Origin of the sequence: Agrobacterium sp. El2ro-1b (assembly GCF_048298475.1) — a bacterium.
Lineage (GTDB): Bacteria > Pseudomonadota > Alphaproteobacteria > Rhizobiales > Rhizobiaceae > Agrobacterium > Agrobacterium fabrum.
On the sequence record NZ_CP103458.1, the window covers coordinates 1,297,829 to 1,320,904 of the forward strand.

A 23,076-nucleotide genomic window follows, 5' to 3' on the forward strand; every position below is an offset into this window, starting at 1 on the left:
TCACGAGATTCTTAATGGTTTCATAACGGTTTGGCCTTCGGCAAGCCACAGTGACGGCCGACAATTCGCGATAAATTTGGCGTCATGTGTCTTTTGACGCCTATTAGGAAGTGAAAAAACATGCCCCGTTACCTTCAAGCCACAACTGAACGTTTCGCCGTTGCTGGCAGCTTCACCATTTCACGCGGCACCCGCACGCATGCGGATGTCGTAACGTGCACCATCCGCGATGGTTCCTTCACCGGAATTGGCGAATGTGTGCCCTATCCGCGTTATGGCGAAAGCATCGAAGGCGTCATCGCCGATATCGAAGCGATGGCGGATCGAGTAGCCGCCGGCCTGACACGGCAGGAATTGCAGCAGGCCATGAAACCGGGTGCCGCCCGAAATGCAGTTGATTGCGCGCTCTGGGACCTCGAAGCGAAGATGAGCGGCAAGAGCGCCGCCGAACAGGTTCTCGGACAAGCGGCACAACCACTCATCACCGCCTATACGATTTCGCTCGCCGACCCGGACACCATGGCCGCAAAGACCGCGGAAAATGCCGGCCGCCCGCTCCTGAAGATCAAGACCGGCACCGCCGATGACGAAGCCCGTCTGCGAGCCGTGCGCGCCGCCGCACCCGAGGCGCGTATCATCATCGATGCCAACGAAGGCTGGAACGACGACAATATCGAATATTATCTGAAGCTTGCGGCGGAACTGAAGATATCGCTGATCGAACAGCCCATGCCCGCCGGCAAGGACGCCATGCTCGCCCGCATCGAACACCCGGTGCTGATCTGCGCCGATGAAAGCGTGCATTCCACCGAAGACCTCGCCGGCCTTCGCGACCGTTACGATGCAATCAACATCAAGCTGGACAAGACCGGTGGCCTGACGGAAGCGCTCGTCATGAAGGCGGAAGCCGAACGGCTCGGTTTCACCATCATGGTCGGCTGCATGCTCGGCACCTCGCTCGGTATGGCCCCCGCCGTGCTGGTCGCCCAGGGAACAGCCTTTGCCGATCTCGACGGGCCGCTGTTGTTGGCGCAGGATCGTGAGCCGGGGCTGGTTTATGAGGGTTCGCTGGTTTATCCGGCGCGGCCGGAACTGTGGGGGTAAGCCCTGAAATTAAAAACAGATGAGGTGCTACGCCGCCGCGTATTTCTTCTCCCCGCCGGGGAGAAGGTGGCCCGAAGGGTCGGATGAGGGGGCACCGTTGCCGGATTTCGGAGAGCTTGCCCCTTCATCCCGCTGCCGCGACCTTCTCCCCGGCGGGGAGAAGAAACAAGCGACATCCACTCGCCCCACACGAGCGCGTATTGATCTCAAGGAAAACACCGAAGGCCGGGTATCCCTTTAGCCCGCAGGCCCCAACTCACGCCGCGTGCTTGCCGATCAGCCCCGGAATATTCACCGGTTCCATTTCATCCGAAGCATGTTCAGCGGTGGCTTCACTCGTCTGCATCCAGGTGATCAGCTCGAAGCTGCCATCGGCATTTTCGGCGATCGCCGTGCAGCTTTCCACCCAGTCGCCGGTGTTGATGTAGCGAATGCCGTCCATGTCTTCCATGACAGCGTGGTGAATGTGACCACAGATCACACCATCAACATTGTTGCGCCGCGCCTCGTCGACCACCACACGCTGGAATTCGCCGATGAAGTTGACGGCGTGTTTGACCTGCAGTTTGGCCCAAGCCGAAAACGACCAGTAAGGCAGGCCGATGCGGCGACGCACGGCGGCAATGGCGATGTTAATGGCGATTGCCGCGTCATAGGCCCAGTCGCCGAGATAGGCGAGCAGGCGGGCGTTGCGCACCACCACGTCGAACTCGTCGCCATGGATGACGAGATATTTCTTGCCGTCGGCGGCCTCGTGGATCATGCGCTCGGCCACTTCGATGCCACCGAAATGCATGCCCGGAAATTCCCGCAGGAATTCGTCGTGATTGCCGGGAATATAGACGATGCGCGTGCCCTTGCGGGCCTTGCGCAGCAGCTTCTGCACCACGTCGTTGCAGCCCTGCGGCCAGTACCAGCTGCGGCGCAGCCGCCAGCCGTCAACGATGTCGCCGACCATGATGATCGTCTCGGCCTCGTGGTATTTCAGGAAGTCGAGCAGGAAATCCGTCTTGGCCGCCTTGGAGCCAAGATGAACATCCGAAATGAAAAGCGTTCTGAACTGTCTGGTTTCGATTTGACCGGCCACGGATTTATTCCCCCTGTTCGGTTGCGTCCCTGCGGCTTTCTTACCTCTCAGAACCAGACTCGTGTTTCAGCAACATGACAGAGGTGGGTTTTTGTATGGAATATGACGAAACGCTTCACGAAAACGCGAATAAGCCATGCCTGCATTTGCATGAGGAGGCGGTAAATAACGGCTGTACCCCGGGGAAGTTTGTTGTATTCAGGGGGCCGGAATTGAACCAGATATGACGGTGGAAGACATGACCTCTCACGATAAGAACAACACGCCCGCCAACACGGCAAAGGCCGACATCGAGGAACAGGCGCTCTTTTTCCACCGCTACCCACGCCCCGGCAAGCTGGAAATCCAGGCCACCAAGCCGCTCGGCAACCAGCGGGATCTGGCGCTTGCCTATTCGCCGGGTGTCGCCGCTCCCTGCCTCGCCATCCATGAGAACCCGGAAATGGCAGCGGAATATACCGCGCGCGCCAATCTCGTCGCCGTCATTTCCAACGGCACGGCGGTGCTGGGCCTCGGCAATATCGGCCCGCTCGCTTCCAAGCCTGTTATGGAAGGCAAGGCCGTCCTCTTCAAGAAATTCGCCGGTATCGACGTCTTCGACATCGAGATCGACGCACCCGGCATCAACGACATGGTCTCGACCATCGCCGCGCTGGAACCCACTTTCGGCGGCATCAACCTTGAGGATATCAAGGCGCCGGAATGTTTCGAGGTGGAACGCCAGCTGCGCGAAAAAATGAACATCCCGGTCTTCCACGACGATCAGCACGGCACGGCGATCATCGTCGCCGCCGCCGTCACCAACGCGCTGGAACTGGCCGGAAAATCGCTCTCCAGCGTCAAGATCGTTGCATCAGGCGCCGGTGCGGCAGCGCTTGCATGCCTCAACCTGCTGGTCGCCATGGGTGCCAACAAAGAGAACATCTGGGTCCACGATATCGAAGGCCTCGTTTATGAAGGCCGCAACACGCTGATGGACGAGTGGAAGGAAGTTTACGCCCAGAAAACCGACAAGCGCGTGCTGGCAGATTCGATCGACGGTGCGGACGTCTTCCTCGGCCTTTCCGCCGCCGGCGTGTTGAAGCCGGAACTTCTGGAGCGCATGGCGGAAAATCCGCTGATCCTGGCGCTTGCCAACCCCAATCCGGAAATCATGCCGGAGGCGGCCCGTGCTGCCCGCCCGGATGCGATGATCTGCACCGGCCGTTCGGATTTCCCGAACCAGGTCAACAACGTTCTCTGCTTCCCCTATATCTTCCGCGGTGCGCTGGATTGCGGCGCAACCACGATCAACGAGGAAATGAAGATGGCCGCCGTGCAGGCCATCGCCGAGCTTGCCCGCGAGGAAGTCTCGGAAGTCGCCGCCAGAGCCTATAGCGGCGAAACGCCGATCTTTGGCCCGAACTATCTCATTCCCTCGCCGTTCGATCCGCGCCTCATCCTGCGCATTGCACCCGCCGTTGCCCGCGCTGCGGCTGCAAGCGGCGTCGCCACCCGGCCGATCACCGATTTCGAGGCCTATTTCGACCAGCTGAACCGTTTCGTCTGGCGCTCCGGCTTCATCATGAAGCCGGTCTTCAATGCCGCCAAGGCGGCCGAAAAGAAGCGCATCATCTTTGCCGAAGGCGAAGACGAGCGCGTGCTGCGCGCCGCCCAGGTGCTTTTGGAAGAAGGCACCGGCATCCCGATCCTGATCGGCCGTCCGCAGATCATCGAGACGCGCCTGAAGCGTTTCGGCCTGCGCATCCGTCCGCATACGGATTTCGCCGTGGTCAACCCGGAAGACGATCCGCGCTACCGCGAATATGTCGATGACTATTTCGCCCTCGTCGGCCGCGCCGGCATCAACCCGGAGGCGGCCCGCACCATCGTGCGCACCAACTCCACGGTCATCGGCGCGCTATCGGTGAAGCGTGGCGAGGCGGATGCGCTGATCTGCGGCCTCGAAGGCCGATATGACCGGCATCTGCGCGACGTGAACCAGATCATCGGCAAGCAGGAAAGCGTGCGGTCCTTTGCTGGCCTCAGCCTGCTCATCACCCAACAGGGCGCACTGTTCCTCACCGATACTTTCGTGAACAACGATCCGGCCTCCGAGGAAGTGGCTGAAATGGCCATTCTCGCGGCCAGGGAAATCCGCCGCTTCGGCATCACGCCGAAGATCGCGCTCGCCAGCCATTCCAACTTCGGCTCACGCGATTCCGAAAGCGCGCGCAAGATGCGCCGCGCGCTGAAGATCATCCAGCAGGCAGCACCCGAACTGGAAGTGGATGGCGAAATGCAGGGCGGTTCCGCACTTTCAGAAGCGCTGCGCAAGCGCGCCATGCCGAACAGCGTGCTGACCGGCGAAGCGAACCTTTTGGTCTTCCCGAACCTCGATGCCGCCAACATCACGCTTGGCGTCACCCGCACGCTGACGGAGGGCCTGCATGTCGGCCCGATCCTGCTCGGCACTGCCCTGCCCGCCCACATCCTGTCGCCCAGCGTCACCTCGCGCGGCGTCGTCAACATGGCGGCCTTTGCGGTGGTGCAGGCCTCGCACCCTTCGGTGTGATGAAAGCGCATTAACGCAATTTTGAACATGCTGTTGCCGCAATGCGGCAACAGCTTATGTTATCTTCCTGAAACACGGATTTCCTGAAGCATAACACCCCTGCCACCGGCCGGGGACATCAAACGGATCGACAATTGACCCGCCGCAGCCGCATCATCGGCCTCCTGCTTCCCCTTGTTTTGATCGCTCCGGCCGCCGCTTTTGCGGATCAGGTCTGCGATACGCTTTATGCGCAATTGCGTGAACCGCCACGCGTCATCGGCAATACGGCCGAGGTGCGGCGTTACGCCAATGCGCTCGCCCGCCAGAATATCGTCATCCGCAAGATCAGGAACGACATGCGCAGCTATGGCTGCTCCTCGGGCAGCGTCATCGTTTATGGCAATCCCAATGCCGGCCTCTGCGCCGAGATCGGCGATGCGCTGGTGGATGCCGAAGCCGAACGCGACGAGATCATCCGCGACCGCGACGATGCCATGGCCGCCGCACGCAATGATGACGGCGACGTCAGGCGCCAGCGCATTCTCGCCGCGCTCGATGCCAATGGTTGCAGCACAATGCCGGAAATGGACATGCGATCGCCGCCAACGCCGGACGTGACGCGTTATCCCGATGCCTTCCGGCAAAATGGCATCGATCCCGGACAGGCGGGCCTTTCGCCCTACCCCAACGCCGCCGCCGAGGGCGGGCTTCGCACACTCTGCGTGCGCACCTGCGACGGTTCGTTCTTCCCGATTGCCTCCAACGCCTCGCCGCTCGATTTCCGCGCCCAGGCAGAGCAATGCCAGAAAATGTGCCCGGGAACCGAGACGGAACTCTATTTCCATTCCATGGCGGATCAGGAAACATCAGACATGGTGTCCGCCGAAAGCGGCAAACCCTACAAAGACCTGCCGACCGCCTTCGCCTATCGCAATTCCTCACCGAAAGCGCCGGGCTGCGCCTGCAACATGGCCGCCTACCACCAGGACATGCAGAAGCAGGAAGAGGCCGCCCGGCCGCAAGCCGAAAAGCCCTATTCCAGCATCACCACCATTCCATCACCCCAAGGTGACAAGAATGGTGACAGGCCGCAAAAACCCGCCGAGCAGCAACAGGCCGCAAAGCCGCCGGAGCAGCCGGTTCCCGAACGCGACTACGACCCGAACGACGCAAAAGTGCGCGTCATCGGCCCAAAATTCCTGCCGGACCGGACAGGCCGCATCGACCTGAAGAACCCGGCGCTGAAGGGCATCCAGCCGCAGCAATGACCCCTGTTATTTGCCAATAATAGAACAAGCGTGTGCCACTTGTTTCTTCTCCCCGCCGGGGAGAAGTCCGCGGCAGCGGGATGAGGGGGCAACGTCGGCGATATTCGGAGAGCTGGCCCCCTCATCCGACCCTTCGGGCCACCTTCTCCCCGGCGGGGAGAAGAAACACGCGGCAACGTCCCGCCTTATTCACAGGCCTCCGCGTCTACACCCCACCCCAGCGATTACGAAACACCAGCTCTTCCAGCGGCACGCGCTGCCGCCAGCCCTTCACCGCCAGCTCCGGCTCGGTATAGAGCGCATCGACGCGCCCGAGGCACAGCCAGGCGACGATTTCGATATGCTCGGGGATATCGAGAATGGCGCGAACATCGCTGTCGTGGAAAATGCTGACCCAGCCGACGCCGATGCCTTCGGCGCGGGCGGCGAGCCAGAGGTTCTGGATGGCGCAGACGGTGGAATAGACATCCGTGCGCGGGTTGTGGGTGCGGCCCAGCACCACCTTGCCGCCGCGGGTGGGATCGCAGGTGACGCAGATGCTGAGCGGTGCCTTGCGGATGCCCTCTAGTTTCAGGCTGCGATAAAGCGCCTGCCTCTCACCCTCAAACATCGCCGCCGCCTCCTCATTGGCGCGGCTGAAGGCCACAAAGGCCGCCTGGCGCACCGCGCCATCGGTGACGAGGGTGAAATTCCACGGCTGCATGAAACCGACAGAGGGAGCCGAATGCGCCGCTTTCAGCAGGCGTTCCACCAGCTCCTCCGGCAAGGGATCGGGCAGGAACTGGTCGCGCACATCACGCCGCGTCTCGATGGCGCGGTAGATCGCCTCGCGTTCCGCAACGGAAAACGGGCGGGCGGCTGAAAGCGCGTGATCGAATGGATTGGTTTGCAATGAATTGCCATCGGACGGATCGGTCGGCATCGTTTAACTCCAACAATGCGGGCACGCCGGTGCCGAAACCATGCTGGGTTCGCAAGCGCGGCGCGCCTCTTCAGCAACCTGCCGCCGTCCGCGCGGTTCGGTCTATCCTGCCAGGCCGGTCTTCTGACTAGGCTTCATCCGCCCCTTTCGCCTTCCCGAATTGCTTCAGTGGCATGAGAAAAAGAGCATCCGCCTCACAGCGTTGGGCACGTTCCGGTCTTTCACCGGATTCCCGATTCTCCCGCCACAAGGGCGGGCACCTGACCGGAGAAGCTATGGGCAAAAAAGCTTGCAAGCACAAGTGTCCTGCGGGTGGTGCGGCAATGTGGCCTGCCGCACCTTACCGTCATCATTCCACCGGAAAATACCTGACATAAGCAAACTCATCGCCATCCGGCGACCAGTTGGGCGAGTTCATCGTGCCCTGCCCGCCAAACAGGTCGAACAGCGTTTCGACATTGCCGCCATCCATATCCATCAGCCGCACCCGCACATCGAGATCACGCGGATGGTCGAAGACGTCGGCGTCATAAGAAACGAACACCACCTTGTCACCCAAAGGAGACGGATGCGGAAACCAGTCGCCATAGGCGCTGTCGGTGATCCGCTCGACAGCCGAGCCATCCACCCGCACGCGCCAGATCTGCATCTGGCCGGTGCGGCTGGAGTTGAAATAGATCCACGCACCGTCAGGCGAATAATCCGGGCCGTCGTTGCGGCCTTCACCATGGGTGAGGCGCGTTTCAACACCGCTGTCTATGTCCATGGAATAAATATCGAAAACCTGATCGCGAATGCCGCAATATGCAAAACATTTCCCATCCGGCGACCATCCGTGCCAGTAGGAAGGCAGGTTCTTCGTCATCAACCGCGGCGCACCGCCCGCCGACGGCAGCAGATAGATGGCGCTTTTGCCGAATTCCACCTTGTCGGAGATGGCGTAGAGCGAACCGTCGGGCGAAATGCCGTGGTCGTTATTGCAGAGCGTGGCAAAGCCGGTATCGACCTTTTCCGGCGACGCATCACCGGCAAGAGACAGGCGATACAGCAACCCTTCGCTGTTCAGCAGCAGATATTGTCCATCCGGCGACCAGTTCGGTGCTTCGAACAACTCAGGCGTCTGCCACACAACCCGCATCTGCCGGGTGCGGATGTTGAAGATTTCGATGGAGCTGCGCATGCTGCCTCCCGGGCCTGTCTTCACTCTGGATCGGCGTTGAATGGGGCGCATATTCCGTTTGCATCCGCCACCACCGTGATTATGATCCTATGGCCGCAGGCACCGTCCTGCAAATTCAAATCGGAAAAAACGCCAGCGTTCCGGCACCGCCCGCGCCGCTCCCCGTTTCTCCCAGATCCGAGGTCCCGCGATGACTGCCATCGCCGATCACGGCATCCGCTTCGGCCGGATCGCCGCAATGCTTGCTGTCAAAAATATCGAAAAGGCCCATGATTTTTATGTCGATGTGCTCGGTTTCGAAAAGACCTTCGAAAACGGCAACCCCGTCGGTTTCATGATCCTGAAACAGGGCAATGCCGAGCTGCATCTGACATTGCAGCCGGCCCACAAGGCAGCCCCTTTCAACGTCGCGCATATGATGGTGAGCGATGTCGATGCGCTGCATGCGATTTGCAAGAGCCGGGGGCTGCGCGTCATCAAGGGCCTGCAGGACAAGGATTACCGCCTCAGGGCCTTTGTCTTTGAAGACCCTGACGGCAACCGCATCGATGTGGGGCAGGTTATTTGAGATGAGTGAAGAGTGGCGCGGAGTTTTCTCCGCGCCATTCATGAACCCCCATCGTGGACCGAGCGCATGCCGCTTGTTTCTTCTCCCCGCCGGGGAGAAGTCCGCGGCAGCGGGATGAGGGGGCAAGGGTAGTGAGGTACGGCAACGTTGCCCCCTCATCCGACCCTTCGGGCCACCTTCTCCCCGGCGGGGAGAAGAAACAAGTGGCACCGCCGAACCTACCAGCATTGTCCCTTCGACTACCGATCCCGGAACCGGTTGGTAATCGGATAACGCCGGTCACGCCCAAAATTCTTCTTGGTGATCTTCACACCGGGAGCCGATTGCCGGCGCTTGTATTCGGCCAGATAAAGCAGATGCTCCACCCGGTGCACGGTTGCCACATCATGGCCACGCGCCAGAATTTCCTCGACCGACATCTCCTTCTCGACAAGGCATTCGAGAATATCATCCAGCACCGGATAGGGCGGCAGCGAATCCTGGTCGGTCTGGTTGGGGCGCAGTTCGGCCGATGGCGCCTTGGCGATGATATTGGCGGGGATCACCTCGCCGGAAGGGCCAAGCGCGCCCGGCGGCACATGGGCGTTGCGCCAGCTGGAAATGGCATAGACCTGCATCTTGTAGAGGTCCTTGATGGGATTGAAACCGCCATTCATGTCGCCATAAAGCGTCGCATAACCCACCGACATTTCCGACTTGTTGCCGGTCGTCACCACCATCGAGCCGAACTTGTTGGAGACGGCCATCAAAATGGTGCCGCGCGTGCGGCTCTGCAGGTTTTCTTCGGTAATGCCCTCTTCCGTGCCCTCGAAGAGTTCTGAAAGTGCCGCAAGAAAGCCTTCCACCGGCTCGACGATCGGCACGATATCGTAACGGCAGCCGAGCGCTCTCGCACAATCGGCGGCGTCCTTCAGCGATTCTTCCGAGGTGTAGCGGTAGGGCAGCATGATGCAGCGTACCCGCTCTTCGCCCAGCGCATCAACGGCAAGGGCTGCGCAGATCGCCGAATCGATGCCGCCGGAAAGGCCGAGAACCACGCTCTTGAAGCCGTTTTTGTTGACGTAGTCCCTAAAGCCCAGCATGCAGGCGCGGTAATCTGCCTCCTCACCCTCGGGAATTTTCGAGAACGGCCCACTTTCGCATCGCCAGCCGTCTGCCGTGCGTTTCCAGTCGGTGACGGCGAGCGTAGCCTCGAACTGGCTCATCTGGAAGGCCAGCGTCTTGTCGGCATTAAAGCCGAAGCTCGCACCATCAAATACCAGCTCGTCCTGCCCGCCCAGCTGATTGGCGAAAACCAGCGGCAGGCCGCTTTCGATCACCTGGCGCAACGCCACCTGATGGCGCACATCCAGCTTGCCGCGATAATAGGGCGACCCATTCGGCACCAGCAGGATTTCCGCCCCGCTTTCGGCCAGTGTCTCGCACACGCCCATGTCGTTCCAGATTTCCTCGCAGATCGGAATGCCGATCCGCACACCGCGGAAATTATAGGGTCCGGAAATCGACCCTTCTTCGAAAACACGTTTTTCGTCGAACTCGCCGTAATTCGGCAGATCGATCTTGTCACGCAGCGCGATGATCTTGCCACCATCCAGAAGCGCCACCGAATTGTGCCGGCCCGTCTCGCCCTGACGCGGAAAACCGATGACGACGCCCGGCCCGCCATCGGCAGTCTCCGCCGCCAGTTCTTCCACCGCCTTCAGGCAGGCCTTCAGAAAAGCCGGCTTAAGCACCAGATCCTCCGGCGGATAGCCTGAAATGAACAGCTCTGTCAGAAGCAGGAGATCGGCACCCTGCGTTGCCGCATCGGCCCGCGCCTCACGCGCCCTGGCGAGGTTACCCGCCACGTCGCCAACAGTCGGATTGAACTGCCCGACGGCAATTCGAAGATGGTTCTGGATATCGTGTCTGTCGCTCATGCCATTTCAATACCGCGCCCGTGGCCGCTCCGCAACGCGGCAATTGCATGCCGTCGCTTGGGCAAGACGCCATGGCTGCGTTCACGCTAAGGTTATCACCGCCCCAGCCATCCTCCGCAAAGTTCATGTCGCGTTCATCGCGCTTATGTGACAGTTACATGACACTTTTGCGACGCCCGATTCACCTCCCCGGATCGGCGCTGCCGCCTGAAATACCGGAGTATGAGTTTGAGAGATTCGGCGCCAAAAACAACGGCTTCCGAAAAGGCTGATCTTGTCTTTTCGCCTGCGGGACTGAGGAGCCTTTCGAAGCTTTCTGGCATGGCCTATACGCTTGCCAATCTGACGGTCGCATCCATTGTGCTCGTCGTGGCGCTGGAATGGATCGCCCGCGGTTCGCTCCGTGATGTCGGCACTTTCCTCACCTCCCCGGCCCGCCCGGGCGTGACCACCATTGCCGCCGTACTCGCCCTTCTGGTGGCGCTGGATGCGCTGCTTGGCCGGCGTTACCTGTCGCTGATTGCCGTCGCGCCGCTCTGCGCGCTGACGGGACTGATTTCTGCCCAGAAACAGACCTATCTCTCCGATCCACTATACCCTTCCGACCTTTTATTCGGCCGGCAGATCCTCGAGCTTTTGCCGACCATGCTGAAGGCCCAGCCCCTGACGGCGGCACTGATGGGCCTCGGCCTCTGCGCCGCCATCGCAACCCTTGTAGCGCTATGGCTGCTGGCGCGCCGCCATTCGCCGGGCCTGAGCTGGCGCGAGCGGGCCGCGGGTCTTGTGCTGGCGTTGCCGCTTCTCGCCGGTCTTGCCTCGCTGATGGACTATTCGCATTATTCCTGGGTGCGCGATCGCCTCAACATCATTCCCATGATGTGGGATCAGCAGGAGAACTACCGCCATAACGGTTTCCTGATGGCCTTCGCCTTTAATATCCCCATGGCCAATGTCGCGGCGCCAGAGGGTTATGGCGACAACAGCATCGCCGACCTCACCTCGAAATCCGCCTCCTTCGCCGCCAACAAGGGCGATTACCCTGATGTCATCATGCTGATGAGCGAATCGCTATGGGATCCGACCCGGCTGGAGAATGTCGAACTTTCGGCCGATCCCATGCCGACGATCCGCGCCAAACAGTCCGGCAATGTGTTTTCGCCGGAGTTCGGCGGCATGACGGCCAATGTGGAATTTGAGGCGCTGACCGGCTTTTCCAACGCCTTCCTGCCCTATGGCAGTATTCCCTATCAGCAATATATCCGCCGTCCGGTGCCCTCGCTCGCCAGCTTCTTCCGGGGCGAAGGATATTCCGCTATCGCCATGCACCCGTTCCAGGAATGGTTCTGGAACCGCAAGCAGGTCTACAAGAATTTCGGCTTTGAAGAATTCCGCTCCGAAGAGACGCTGCCGGCGATGGAAAAACGCGGCAACTTCGCCTCCGACGATGCGCTGATGAACGAAATCATGGCGACCGCCGATACGGCGAAGAACCCGCTCTTCCTTTTTGCCGTCACCCTGCAGGGACACGGCCCCTACGAAGCGGCCCGTTATGCCGAAAACACCATTGACGTTACGGGCGGTCTTACCGCCTCAGCCTCGCAGGCGCTTGCAACCTATTCGCAGGGCATCGTGGAAGCCGATGACGCGTTGTTGAAACTGATGCGCTGGGCAAAGAAGCGTGACCGCGAAACCATCATCGTCCTCTTCGGCGATCACCTGCCGCCGCTCGGCCAGACCTTCGTGGAGAGCGGTTACATCCCGGGCATGGTGGCCAGCCGCCGCGCACCGCTTGATGTGATGAAGAAGGAACATGAGACACCGCTCGTCGTCTGGTCCTCCAAAAAGGGCGTGCGCAAGAATATTGGCACCATCAGCCCTGCGCTCCTGCCCTATCATGTGCTGAAGACCGCAGGCTTCTCCGATCCTTTCTACACCGGCACGCTGGGTGACGTTCAGCAGGAATTTTCCGTCATCGACCGGCACATGCTGGTGACGAAGGACGGCAAGGCCATGCCCGACTGGTCGATCGCGCCGAACGCCGTTCCCGATGTGGTGCGCGATTATCGCCTGCTGCAATTCGACATGATGTTCGGCGCGCAATATGGCCGCGAGCGTTTCTTCCCCGGCTTTAACTGGCTGCATGAGGGAACACCGGCGGTGTGATGGTTCTGGCTAGGGCGCCTGAACCGCATGGCGGTGGAAATCGTTTGAATTCCGCCACCATGCGGGTTTATCTCGGAAAACCGCACAGGCACCTCATCAGAACCGGAGACACACCGTGTCAGATATCTCCGACTTTATCGTCTCGCATTTCAAGCGCTCCTCCCGTGAAATCGGCGAGGTGGAACGGCGCATCCTGGAACTGTCGCACCAGAAGAAGCTGGTTTCGAGCGACATCAATGCGGAATTTTCCGCCGGCGCCAGTTTGGGCGACAGGCTGGCGGATAATATCGCCAAGGTCGGCGGTTCCTGGGGGTTCATTCTCAGCTTCTGCTTTTTCCTGATCTTCTGGGCCATCATCAACACCATCGTGCTGACCACCCGCGCCTTCGACCCCTACCCCTTCATCTTCCTCAACCTGCTTCTGTCGATGCTGGCCGCCATCCAGGCGCCGATCATCATGATGTCGCAGAACCGCCAGGCCGCCCGCGACCGTTTCGAGGCCGCCAAGGACTATGAGGTGAACCTGAAGGCCGAGCTGGAGGTTCTGTCGCTGCATGAAAAGATCGATGTGAAGGTGCTCGCCGAACTGGCGTCACTGCGTCAGGACATCGCCGCCATCCACCACCACGTCACCCGCAAAGACGACTGACGCGAAAAAACATCTTCCCCGCTTTTCCCCACCCCCCGCCGCACTGTTAGAGTGAACGCAGTCCTGCCGGGTGGACGCCAGACGTGGCGGAAACTAAAGGACGGTCCTGGTGGTGGAACGCTGGCAACGTTCGTGGAAAGGACCATTTCGCAAAGCGCCGTGCACGGCCCTTGCGAGATACGGCATGGTGAAAGACCCGGCTGCGCACCGCATCCGACCCACACCAACCTCACGTGAAGCGCAGCCGGGGATCGCCCGGTGCTCTCCATCCCCCGCTCGGCAACGCCGTGCGGGATGAAGGTGTTGGTTTTTTTGGGGGGTTCAGGAAGTGAACGGAAGTGCGTGTGGCTTACCCCCCTCTGCCCTGCCGGGCATCTCCCCCACAAGGAGGGAGATCGGCAAGCGGCGCTATCGTCACCTCATTCTCAAGCTTTGAGATGGGCGAAACCTTGCGGCGTATCGATCTCCCCACCTGTGGGGGAGATGCCCGGCAGGGCAGAGGGGGGTAAGCCCCGAGCACCTCCGTAAATCGACGACTCCCGAAAATCCATCCCCAGTTACGAATCCGTCAGATTCTTACGCTACAGATTGACGCAGGCGTTTGTTGCATTGCACACTTGCGGGCAAGGCTGATACGGGAATCACTCCCCATCGTCCAAATGGCATCACGACCATTTCGCGACGACGCCACGCCGGATGCGACATCCGGTATCGAAATGCATTCTGTTCCGGGGTTTTTCATGTACCAGTTCGATCTGATTGTTATCGGCAGCGGTCCGGCGGGAAGACGGGCCGCCATTCAGGCCGCCAAGCTCGAAAAGAAGGTTCTGGTCATCGAGAAAGGCAGCCGTGTCGGCGGTGTTTCCGTGCATACCGGCACCATCCCGTCCAAGACCCTGCGCGAAACCGCGCTCAATCTCACCGGCTGGCGCGAGCGCGGTTTTTACGGCCGTGCCTATCGCGTCAAGCAGGAGATCGACGCCGACGATCTGCGCCGCCGCCTGCTCATCACGCTCGATCACGAGGTCGAGGTGCTGGAGCACCAGTTCGCCCGCAACCGCGTGCAGCACATTCGCGGCACGGCAAGCTTCGTCGACGCTAACACCATGAAAGTGGTGAAAAGCGACGGTGAAGTCATGACCGTCACTGCCACCTCCATTCTGCTCACCATCGGCACCCGGCCCTACCGGCCACCGCATATTCCCTTCGATGGCGCAGCGGTGCTCGATTCGGACGAAATCCTCGAGATCAAGGAATTGCCGCGCTCGATGGTCGTCGTCGGCGCCGGCGTCATCGGCATCGAATATGCGACGATCTTCAGCGCGCTCGACACGCAGGTAACGGTGGTGGAACCGCGCGAGACCATGCTGGAATTCATCGACAAGGAAATCGTCGAGGATTTCACCTATCAGCTGCGCGACCGCAACATGAAGCTGATCTTCGGCCAGAAGGCGGAAAAGGTGGAGCGCGACGAGAGCGGCAAATGCCTCGTTTCGCTCAGCAACGGCCGCGTCCTGAAAGCCGAGACCGTACTCTTCGCCGCCGGCCGCGTCGGCGCAACCGATACGCTCAACCTGTCCGCCTGCGGGCTGGAAGCCGACAGCCGTGGCCGCTTGAAGGTCGATCCCGAGACCTTCCAGACCTCGGTGCCGAACATCTATGCCGCCGGCGATATCATCGGTTTCCCGAGCCTTGCCTCCACGTCAATGGAACAGGGCCGCATCGCCGCCCGCCATGCCGTCGGCGCACCGGCCGGCGAACCGCCGCAATTCTTCCCCTACGGCATCTATGCCGTGCCGGAAATATCCACCTGCGGCCTCACGGAAGAGGAAGTGGTTGAACGCGGCATTCCCTATGAATGCGGCATCGCCCATTTCCGCGAAACCTCGCGCGGCCACATCATGGGCCTCGACAGCGGGTTGCTGAAGATGATCTTCTCGCTGAAAACCCGCCGCCTGCTCGGCGTCCACATCGTCGGCGAAGGCGCGACAGAACTGGTGCATATCGGCCAGGCGGTGCTAAACCTCAAAGGCACGGTGGAATATTTCGTGGAGAATACGTTCAACTATCCGACGCTGGCAGAAGCCTACAAGATCGCCGGGTTGGATGCGTGGAACCGCATGGGTGAGCTGAAGAAGGATTGAGGCTTTGTTGCAGGTAAGAGATCATCTGCGATGTGCGAAAACCTCTCCTGCCGTCATGCTCGGGCCTGTGCCGAGCATCTGCAACGTTTCGCTTGATGCGACGTGATCAGATTCTTGGGCCAAACCCAAGAATGACCCCGCCTATGGAACGAGGATGCCTATCACCTTGCATTCATTCGATGATGGGTGACGCGCATCCTCACCACCGGATACTATACCGCGCACTCACTCCCGGCCGGAAATGATCCTCATATCCCTGATCAAGCGTCCCCCGCACCGTCAGATGATCGCCCAGTTTCTGCTCCACCGCCACACCGCTGCTGAACTCGTTGAAGCTGTTGCGGCTCGCCCCCGTCAGCACGAAGGCAGTGCCGGTTTCGGAGCGGGACAGGCGCAGCGACTGCGATACATCAAGCCCGTTCCATTGCTGCGCCGTGCCGTCATAACGCACGGTGAAATTACGGTTCGCCTCGATATCGAGTTCCGGCGTGACGATGCGCTTCTGCTGCGAGGTCATGGAAACACTGCTCGACCCCGTCAGCGCGTTGAACATGACGCCGACGTCCCGCGCGAGTGAAACACCAGGCAGCTGCTCGGCCAGCAACGTAACATTGCCCCACACCCGCACCGGCGTATCCACCACCTGCCCCGACTTCGAAGCACTCATGCCCATTTCCAGCCCGGCGCGGATCGGCGTATCGACCGGCAGCTTCGCGCCGATGCGCGCGGTATAAGATCGGTCGGAATTCTTGACCGGCTTCCAGATCAACCCGGCGTCATCGGCACGGGCTGCACCCGCGGCGATGAAGAGCGATAATACAAGGGCAAAACCCGTTCGGAGCGACATACTTGTCCCTGGCAAATTAAGGGCGCGCCGGGAGAACCCGGCAAGCACGGTAAAAGCTTAAGGCCAATGGTTTGGCAGCGATGAGGCCACATCAGAGCGGCGCACGAGGCCCGAACGGCCGCAATGCGCGACCGGGGCAAATCATGCTGCGCAGGGTGCCAGATGAACGGGAGATGAACAAGAGCAGATGCAGCAAAAATTCATGCTGCACCGCATTGTGATCGGAGATCGTCACGCAGCCGAGTGCCCCGGCCGCTTGACGAATCGGTGTTTTCCAACGGATATTTGTCACCGCGTAGCCTGCGCTAAACCTCCATGACCTTCCCCAGCAGGGTCTTCAACGGAGGCAAAGGGACTATTGTCTCAGGTAACTGTCTTGGTCCGATCGTTTCGGGTGGGTTGCTGGGGAACTGCGTCCGAAACGTGAAAGGCCCGACAATGACTGAAAATAGCAATCTGAAACGTCGTGTAAGAGCTCGCGCAGCCAAAACCGGCGAATCTTATACAGCTGCTCTCCAGCATGTTCGCAGAATACCGGACGCTCCTTCGAGCAACTCAATACGAGTGGCGGTCGCGCAGACATCCTTGTTCAACGATCCTCGCGACGTTTCCGCCCTGAAGACCTGCGGAAACGAGATACGCCGTCTCATGGGTAATGCCCACAAAGCTGGCGCTCGCCTCATACATTTCCCTGAAGGGGCAACGTGCTGGCCTCATAAACGGATCATGTCAGAGACTGGTCCGAGGGAAATCGGACCTTCTGACTGGACACGCTTTGAATGGCAAACTTTGCGCCAAGAACTCGAGGCGATCAGAAAACTGGCGCGTAAGTTGAAACTCTGGACAGTTCTAGGTGCCGTCCACCGACTGACACCGCCGCACCGGCCATATAACAGCCTCTATGTCATCTCTGATCGTGGGAAGCTCGTAACCCGATACGATGAGCGCCTGTTGTCGAACACCAAAATCTCGTTCATGTACTCGCCGGGCAACGCCCCAGTGACGTTTGAAGTCGATGGATTCCGTTTCGGTGGCGCGCTCGGCATGGAGGCGCACTATCCGGAAATATTCATGGAATATGAGAAACTGAATGTTGATTGCGTGCTGTTTTCTACCGCGGGCGAAGACGCTTCAAATGCCCCTGCGTTTGCCGCCCAGATATTGGGTCATGCAGCGAGCAACACCTATTGGGTCAGCTATTCCACACTTGCCGCCCAAAGTCCCGGCGCCCCATCGGGAATAGCAGCACCGGATGGTCAATGGGTCGCTCAATGCCCAATGAGTGGTTTACCGGCAATCGCGCTGGCGGACGTCATCATCGATCGGGAACATCCCGCGCGACCATGGCGGCAAAAAGCTCGTACCGATCTATATGCCCCTCATCAGGTGGATAACGATCCGAGAAGCGATAGCCGGAAGGAGTTCTAGCGTAGCGCCCAGTGGCGATGATTATGCCGCTGGCCAACCGGTTCAAGGCCGAACACATCGCATCCTGAATCAAACGAAAAGGCCGCAGCTTTCGCCACGGCCCTTCCATTCAATCAGCTTGCACTGAAGAAGATTATTCGGCGTCGGCCTCAGTGGCCTTCTTCTTGGCCGGAGCCTTCTTCTTCGGAGCGGCTTCTTCGCCTTCAACGGCGTCGTCCGCCTTGGCGGCAGCCTTTTTCTTGGCCGGAGCCTTCTTCTTGGTTTCCGTTTCTTCTTCGCCGTCGTCAGCCAGCAGCTCTTCCTTGGAAACGGTCTTGTCCGTTACCGAGATTTCGGTGAGCAGCTTGTCGATGACCTTCTCTTCGAAGATCGGAGCGCGCAGCGAAGCCGAAGCGCCTGGCGTGTTGCGGAAGAAATCGAGGATTTCCTTCTGCTGGCCGGGGAACTGCTGCAGCTGCTGGAACAGCGCGCGCTGCATTTCTTCTTCGGTCACTTCGACGCCGGCCTTTTCGCCGATTTCGGAGAGAACGAGGCCGAGGCGGACGCGGCGTTCAGCAAGCTTGCGATATTCTTCGCGGGCTTCTTCTTCGGTCGTGTCTTCGTCAGCAAAGGTCTTGCCGGACTGAGCGAGATCGGTGTTGATCTGGCGCCAGATGTTGTCGAACTCGGCGTCGACGAGGCCAGCCGGCGTGTCGAACTTGTACATTTCGTCGAGCTGGTCGAGGATCTGACGCTTGACCTTCTGGCGAGTGACGTTGCCGAACTGGCTTTCGATCTGGCCCTTGACGATTTCCTTCAGCTTTTCAGCCGATTCGAGACCGAGCTTGGTGGCCAGTTCGTCGTTGATTTCGACAGCAGCAGCGGCAGCAACTTCCTTGACGGTGACGTCGAAGGTGGCGTCCTTGCCTGCGAGGTTCGCAGCCGGGTAGTCGGCCGGGAAGGTCACGGTGATGGTCTTTTCGTCGCCGGCCTTAACGCCAACGAGCTGGTCTTCGAAGCCGGGGATGAAGCGGCCCGAACCGAGGACCAGTTCAGCGTCTTCAGCAGCGCCGCCATCGAAGGCAACGCCGTCAACCTTGCCGAGATAGTTCATGGTGACGCGGTCGCCATCAGCGGCCTTGCCCTTCTTGGTCTCGTAGGTACGGGCGCTTTCGGCGATCTTGAGGATCTGCTCGTTGATTTCGTCTTCGGAGACTTCAACAACTTCGCGGGTAACCTTGATGCCGTCATTCGCCTTCAGTTCGATGGCCGGAATGATTTCGTAGGCAACGGTGAATTCGAAATCGGATTCGGCCGACAGGATCTTTTCGGCTTCCTGCTCGTCTTCGGTCATGGAGATGGCCGGCTGCGTTGCAGACTTCTCGCCGCGGCTGGAAAGGATTTCGGAAGGCTTTTCACGAACCAGCTCGTTGACGAGGTCGGCCATGATGGACTTGCCGTACATCTTCTTCAGATGGCCCATCGGCACCTTGCCGGGACGGAAACCGTTGATGCGAACCTTGTCCTTGGCGTCAACCAGGCGCTCGTCAAGACGGGCCTTCATGTCGGCAGCCGGGATAACGATTTTGAGTTCGCGCTTCAGCCCATCAGCGAGCGTTTCGATAACCTGCATTTTCCTAACCTTCACATCATGGCGGCGGTGCTCAGACAGCCGTTGGTTTACTTTCGAGCACTGCGCCGGAAACATCGTTCCCCGGCCGTGGCTTCCCTTATTTCTTTACACAAGCGCCTGCCGGACACCGTTACGCCTGCACCGGAGAAAAGACCAAAGGGGAGAAATGAACCCCGAAGCTCCCCGCATCTTATGAAGATGCACTCTGGCACAAGCGTGGCACAGCCATGCTTTTCTTGTGGTGCGGGTAGAGAGACTCGAACTCCCACGCCGAAGCGTTGGTACCTAAAACCAATGCGTCTACCAATTCCGCCATACCCGCACGTTGGGCGGCGGTATGTCACAATGTTCTGAAAGGGTCAAGCACGCCTTGTCGCCGCCTTTCGTTTCGTCCGGACTTTTATTGACCGCACCGAACTGATGGAAGGCGGCGAGCCCTCTTCCGCTGCTTGCCACCAGTGCGGGATGGAAATGAGCAGGCAATCAGGCAGGCGTTATCCCGAACAGGAAAACCACCCGCATCTCCACCCTTCGTTCTCAATGCAGCCCCGCGCCTGCTAGGGAAGCGCATCCGGCAAGGTGGGCAATATTTATGCGGCTATGCTGACATTATATATAGCACCGCCTGCGGCTGGCAGTGCCGAAGGTCGCCGGCCGTCAAATCCGCAATTCAGACTTCCGCCCTTGCCCACCGCCCCGCACCGGCTTGCCGCGCACGTCTACCCATCACAGACGCCTCCAAAGCCACCAAAAGCTCATAAATTGGTCACAAATTATGCATAAATCGCCGCAATCGGGTCAATTTCCCGGCTTGCCTTGCATTCCTTGCATAGGTGACATCTTGCTTTGTCTGTTTTTGTTTCGCTTAAACCGATTATATTCATGGTCATACAGAGATCAGTTCAGCCCCGGACCAAAGCCTCCCAAGACTGGCCGCAGAGACTGAACAGCACGAAGAGGAAGATGAAAATGAACATTGCACGCTCGCTGACCAACTGGCGCAAGTATCGTCAGACCGTAACCGAACTCGGCCGCATGAGCGACCGCGAACTGAATGACCTCGGCATCGGCCGTCAGGACATCCGTCGCGTCGCCAAGACCGCCGTCGGCTTCTAATAATAAAACGCGCCGCCGCTCATTGCGGCGGATGCGCAGACGATTTCCCCAAAAAGGCCTGAGGCTCCCGCCTCTGGCCTTTTTTCGTTTGGGCTCCGAACACCCAAATGCATCGTCGTGCATCTTTCACGGCATGACGCATCAAAACGCATGCGTCAAAGCAGCACCGGCAGGCCCTCCGGCCTCCTCCGCCGGCCCGAAACACCCGCCAAAACCCTCCGCATCAGCCGAATCCAGCAAAAACGCCCGAAACGCAGGCACTTCCGCCCATATTTTGCTCAGGTGCCGCTCGAAGCCGCAAATTTAGCCGACATAGTGCACAAATGCATGGCAGTAGCCTAAATTCTGCACTGCACAACATGGCTCAATGTCTATATATAAAACATCAACAGCCGAGAGCACAGAAACACTGAGCCGGCCGACGAAATCAAAGAAAGATTGAGGAAAAGATCATGAACCCTATCCGCATTGCAAAGAACTGGATCTCCTACCGCCGCACGATCAACGAACTTGGCAGCCTGTCCAACCAGGCCCTGAGCGACATCGGCCTGACCCGCTACGACATCCGTAACGTTGCTTCCCGTTCGTTCCGCTAAGGCGTAAAAGATCGTCCCGCTGCCCGACCTCCAGGGCGCGACGATCGAGCGACAGGTTTTAAGAAAACGGCGCCTCTGGCGCCGTTTTTGATTCTGGGGTTTGCTAAAGACACCAACCTCTGGAAAAGCGCCCGGCATCGCAGCATATTTCTTCTCCCCGCCGGGGAGAAGGTGGCCCGAAGGGTCGGATGAGGGGGCAAGCCCGCGGTCTATCTCTACCCTCGCCCCCTCATCCCGCTGCCGCGGACTTCTCCCCGGCGGGGAGATGAAACACGCGGCATGCGCTCGATCCACAACGCCAACCGGCTCTTCCCCCGCTTATGCCCCCGCAAAAACATTTGGCTGCCCCGGCCATGCATGCTAGTGCATCCCGCAACAATGCCGCGTCCCCAAGGGACCCGCGCGGACCCATCACTCGAATGACAGCCGCCTGACGGGAGCGTTGCCCCGCATGCGGTTCATGGACGCCAGCATGCAAGACAAGACCCATTCTCCCATTCACGTCGTGGGCGGCGGACTGGCCGGTTCGGAAGCCGCATGGCAGATTGCGCAGAGCGGCGTGCCCGTCATCCTGCACGAAATGCGCGGCGTGCGCGGCACGGATGCGCATAAGGGCGATACGCTGGCGGAACTGGTCTGTTCCAACTCCTTCCGCTCCGACGATGCGACGGCCAATGCGGTCGGCGTCATCCATGCGGAAATGCGGCTTGCCGGCTCACTGATCATCGCCTGCGCCGACAAACATCAGGTGCCGGCCGGCGGCGCACTTGCCGTCGACCGTGACGGGTTTTCGCAGGCCGTGACGGATATGCTTGAAAATCACCCGCTGGTGACAATTGTCCGCGAAGAAGTAACAGGCCTGCCCCCGAAGGAATGGGGCAGCACCATCATCGCCACCGGCCCGCTCACCTCGCCGGATCTGGCGGCGGCGGTTCAAGCAGAGACGGGCGAAGACGCACTGGCATTTTTTGATGCCATTGCCCCCATCCTGCACCGCGACAGCATCAACATGGATATCTGCTGGTACCAGTCGCGTTACGACAAGGTCGGTCCCGGCGGCACGGGCAAGGATTATATCAACTGCCCGATGGATGAGGAACAGTACAACGCCTTCATCGACGCGCTGATCGCCGGCGACACGGTCGGTTTCAAGGAATGGGAAGGCACGCCCTATTTCGACGGCTGCCTGCCGATCGAGATCATGGCGGAGCGCGGCCGTCAGACGCTGCGCCACGGCCCGATGAAGCCGATGGGCCTCACCAACGCCCATAACCCCACCGTCAAGGCCTATGCGGTCGTTCAGTTGCGGCAGGACAATGCGCTCGGCACGCTCTACAACATGGTCGGTTTCCAGACCAAGCTGAAATACGGCGTGCAGGCGGATGTGTTCCGCATGATTCCGGGTCTGGAAAAAGCGGAATTCGCGCGCCTCGGCGGCCTGCACCGCAACACCTATATCGATTCCCCCATCCTGCTTGATCGCTCGCTGAAGCTGAAGTCGCGGCCCGACCTGCGTTTTGCCGGCCAGATCACCGGCTGCGAAGGGTATGTGGAAAGCGCCTCCGTCGGGCTTCTGGCCGGCCGCTTCGCCGCTGCGGAGCGGAAGGGCGAGGCCCCGAGCCTGCCGCCGGCCACCACGGCGCTGGGCTCGCTGCTCAACCATATCACCGGCGGCCACCTCTCCTCAAATGATGAGCCGGGCAAACGTTCCTTCCAGCCGATGAACATCAATTTCGGCCTGTTCCCGGAACTGGAGCCGGGCTCCATCGTCAAGCCTGATGGTGTGAAACGTTTTCGCGGCAAGGACAAGACGATCATGAAACGCCAGCTGGTTGCAGCGCGGGCGCTGAAGGATTGTGCGGCGTGGCTTGGCGTGGAACACGTCGCGACGGAAGTCGCAACGGAACAAGAGAGCGACGCAACGCCATAGGCCCTGC

General features: G+C 59.9%; 17 protein-coding genes, 1 tRNA gene and 1 riboswitch. Of the genes, 11 read left to right on the forward strand and 7 right to left on the reverse strand.

Features of this window, described 5'->3' with window-relative positions; translation table 11 throughout:
- Positions 1–120: 120 nt before the first annotated feature.
- A complete protein-coding gene (dgcA, locus tag NYR50_RS06405) occupies positions 121–1,104 on the forward strand; it encodes an N-acetyl-D-Glu racemase DgcA (protein WP_418137126.1) in 984 nt (327 codons plus the stop codon).
- A 256-nt stretch (positions 1,105–1,360) separates the two neighbouring features.
- Here the strand turns inward: dgcA and NYR50_RS06410 are convergent, their stop codons facing one another.
- Complete coding sequence (locus tag NYR50_RS06410) at positions 1,361–2,191, reverse strand: UDP-2,3-diacylglucosamine diphosphatase (protein WP_174008554.1); 831 nt, start codon at positions 2,189–2,191, stop codon at positions 1,361–1,363.
- A gap of 238 nt (positions 2,192–2,429) precedes the next feature.
- Between NYR50_RS06410 and NYR50_RS06415 the strand changes: the two genes are divergently transcribed.
- Together NYR50_RS06415 and NYR50_RS06420 are read left to right on the forward strand one after the other, a co-directional pair.
- Entirely contained in the window at positions 2,430–4,745 is a 2,316-nt protein-coding gene (locus NYR50_RS06415) for an NADP-dependent malic enzyme (protein WP_174008555.1), read from the forward strand.
- A gap of 134 nt (positions 4,746–4,879) precedes the next feature.
- Positions 4,880–5,995: a DUF2865 domain-containing protein gene (locus NYR50_RS06420; protein ID WP_418137127.1), complete on the forward strand. Its 1,116-nt coding sequence runs from the start codon at positions 4,880–4,882 to the stop codon at positions 5,993–5,995.
- Positions 5,996–6,200: 205 nt separating this feature from the next.
- Here NYR50_RS06420 and bluB read toward each other — a convergent pair whose 3' ends face one another.
- Both bluB and NYR50_RS06430 read right to left on the reverse strand, forming a co-directional pair.
- Positions 6,201–6,917, reverse strand: a complete 717-nt coding sequence (bluB, locus tag NYR50_RS06425; RefSeq protein ID WP_418137128.1) for a 5,6-dimethylbenzimidazole synthase — start codon at positions 6,915–6,917, stop codon at positions 6,201–6,203.
- Positions 6,918–7,012: 95 nt separating this feature from the next.
- Positions 7,013–7,196: riboswitch (cobalamin riboswitch) on the reverse strand.
- Positions 7,197–7,266: 70 nt separating this feature from the next.
- Positions 7,267–8,097: a TolB family protein gene (locus NYR50_RS06430; protein WP_418137129.1), complete on the reverse strand. Its 831-nt coding sequence runs from the start codon at positions 8,095–8,097 to the stop codon at positions 7,267–7,269.
- Between the two features lie 190 nt (positions 8,098–8,287).
- Between NYR50_RS06430 and NYR50_RS06435 the strand changes: the two genes are divergently transcribed.
- Positions 8,288–8,665, forward strand: coding sequence for a glyoxalase superfamily protein (locus tag NYR50_RS06435; protein WP_418137130.1), 378 nt, complete (start codon positions 8,288–8,290; stop codon positions 8,663–8,665).
- Positions 8,666–8,904: 239 nt separating this feature from the next.
- Here NYR50_RS06435 and NYR50_RS06440 read toward each other — a convergent pair whose 3' ends face one another.
- Complete coding sequence (locus NYR50_RS06440; protein ID WP_418137131.1) at positions 8,905–10,584, reverse strand: NAD+ synthase; 1,680 nt, start codon at positions 10,582–10,584, stop codon at positions 8,905–8,907.
- A gap of 222 nt (positions 10,585–10,806) precedes the next feature.
- On the opposite strand from NYR50_RS06440, the gene NYR50_RS06445 reads away from it, so the two are divergent.
- From NYR50_RS06445 to sthA, 3 genes are all read left to right on the forward strand, one after another.
- Positions 10,807–12,747 carry an LTA synthase family protein gene (locus tag NYR50_RS06445; protein WP_418137132.1) on the forward strand — a complete coding sequence of 647 codons (1,941 nt, stop codon included), beginning with the start codon at positions 10,807–10,809 and terminating at the stop codon, positions 12,745–12,747.
- A 115-nt stretch (positions 12,748–12,862) separates the two neighbouring features.
- Positions 12,863–13,396, forward strand: coding sequence for a DUF1003 domain-containing protein (locus NYR50_RS06450; protein WP_418137133.1), 534 nt, complete (start codon positions 12,863–12,865; stop codon positions 13,394–13,396).
- 740 nt (positions 13,397–14,136) lie between these two features.
- On the forward strand, positions 14,137–15,540 hold the full coding sequence (sthA, locus tag NYR50_RS06455) for a Si-specific NAD(P)(+) transhydrogenase (protein WP_418137134.1): 1,404 nt from the start codon (positions 14,137–14,139) through the stop codon (positions 15,538–15,540).
- 199 nt (positions 15,541–15,739) lie between these two features.
- Here sthA and NYR50_RS06460 read toward each other — a convergent pair whose 3' ends face one another.
- Positions 15,740–16,387 carry a hypothetical protein gene (locus NYR50_RS06460; protein ID WP_418137135.1) on the reverse strand — a complete coding sequence of 216 codons (648 nt, stop codon included), beginning with the start codon at positions 16,385–16,387 and terminating at the stop codon, positions 15,740–15,742.
- Positions 16,388–16,825: 438 nt separating this feature from the next.
- On the opposite strand from NYR50_RS06460, the gene NYR50_RS06465 reads away from it, so the two are divergent.
- Entirely contained in the window at positions 16,826–17,815 is a 990-nt protein-coding gene (locus NYR50_RS06465) for a carbon-nitrogen hydrolase family protein (RefSeq protein WP_418137136.1), read from the forward strand.
- Positions 17,816–17,948: 133 nt separating this feature from the next.
- Here the strand turns inward: NYR50_RS06465 and tig are convergent, their stop codons facing one another.
- Positions 17,949–19,427, reverse strand: a complete 1,479-nt coding sequence (gene tig / locus NYR50_RS06470) for a trigger factor (RefSeq protein WP_418137137.1) — start codon at positions 19,425–19,427, stop codon at positions 17,949–17,951.
- A 239-nt stretch (positions 19,428–19,666) separates the two neighbouring features.
- Positions 19,667–19,749: transfer RNA gene (locus tag NYR50_RS06475), tRNA-Leu, on the reverse strand.
- Positions 19,750–20,396: 647 nt separating this feature from the next.
- Between NYR50_RS06475 and NYR50_RS06480 the strand changes: the two genes are divergently transcribed.
- The 3 genes from NYR50_RS06480 (at position 20,397) to trmFO (ending at position 23,069) form a co-directional block, all read left to right on the forward strand.
- Positions 20,397–20,543 carry a DUF1127 domain-containing protein gene (locus tag NYR50_RS06480; protein WP_006314448.1) on the forward strand — a complete coding sequence of 49 codons (147 nt, stop codon included), beginning with the start codon at positions 20,397–20,399 and terminating at the stop codon, positions 20,541–20,543.
- A 452-nt stretch (positions 20,544–20,995) separates the two neighbouring features.
- The gene (locus NYR50_RS06485; RefSeq protein ID WP_003515516.1) at positions 20,996–21,139 is read left to right on the forward strand and encodes a DUF1127 domain-containing protein; all 144 of its coding nucleotides are present in this window, start codon (positions 20,996–20,998) and stop codon (positions 21,137–21,139) included.
- A 460-nt stretch (positions 21,140–21,599) separates the two neighbouring features.
- Entirely contained in the window at positions 21,600–23,069 is a 1,470-nt protein-coding gene (trmFO, locus tag NYR50_RS06490; protein ID WP_418137263.1) for a methylenetetrahydrofolate--tRNA-(uracil(54)-C(5))-methyltransferase (FADH(2)-oxidizing) TrmFO, read from the forward strand.
- The last annotated feature ends 7 nt before the right edge of the window (positions 23,070–23,076 follow it).

Bases quoted from the DNA above. Each gene is read 5' to 3' on its own strand.
- dgcA (WP_418137126.1), top strand. From the start codon at position 121: ATGCCCCGTTACCTTCAAGCCACAACTGAACGTTTCGCCGTTGCTGGC.
- NYR50_RS06415 (WP_174008555.1), top strand. From the start codon at position 2,430: ATGACCTCTCACGATAAGAACAACACGCCCGCCAACACGGCAAAGGCC.
- bluB (WP_418137128.1), bottom strand. From the start codon at position 6,917: ATGCCGACCGATCCGTCCGATGGCAATTCATTGCAAACCAATCCATTC.
- NYR50_RS06430 (WP_418137129.1), bottom strand. From the start codon at position 8,097: ATGCGCAGCTCCATCGAAATCTTCAACATCCGCACCCGGCAGATGCGG.
- NYR50_RS06435 (WP_418137130.1), top strand. From the start codon at position 8,288: ATGACTGCCATCGCCGATCACGGCATCCGCTTCGGCCGGATCGCCGCA.
- NYR50_RS06440 (WP_418137131.1), bottom strand. From the start codon at position 10,584: ATGAGCGACAGACACGATATCCAGAACCATCTTCGAATTGCCGTCGGG.
- NYR50_RS06445 (WP_418137132.1), top strand. From the start codon at position 10,807: ATGAGTTTGAGAGATTCGGCGCCAAAAACAACGGCTTCCGAAAAGGCT.
- sthA (WP_418137134.1), top strand. From the start codon at position 14,137: ATGTACCAGTTCGATCTGATTGTTATCGGCAGCGGTCCGGCGGGAAGA.
- NYR50_RS06460 (WP_418137135.1), bottom strand. From the start codon at position 16,387: ATGTCGCTCCGAACGGGTTTTGCCCTTGTATTATCGCTCTTCATCGCC.
- NYR50_RS06465 (WP_418137136.1), top strand. From the start codon at position 16,826: ATGACTGAAAATAGCAATCTGAAACGTCGTGTAAGAGCTCGCGCAGCC.
- tig (WP_418137137.1), bottom strand. From the start codon at position 19,427: ATGCAGGTTATCGAAACGCTCGCTGATGGGCTGAAGCGCGAACTCAAA.
- NYR50_RS06480 (WP_006314448.1), top strand. From the start codon at position 20,397: ATGAACATTGCACGCTCGCTGACCAACTGGCGCAAGTATCGTCAGACC.
- NYR50_RS06485 (WP_003515516.1), top strand. From the start codon at position 20,996: ATGAACCCTATCCGCATTGCAAAGAACTGGATCTCCTACCGCCGCACG.
- trmFO (WP_418137263.1), top strand. From the start codon at position 21,600: ATGGACGCCAGCATGCAAGACAAGACCCATTCTCCCATTCACGTCGTG.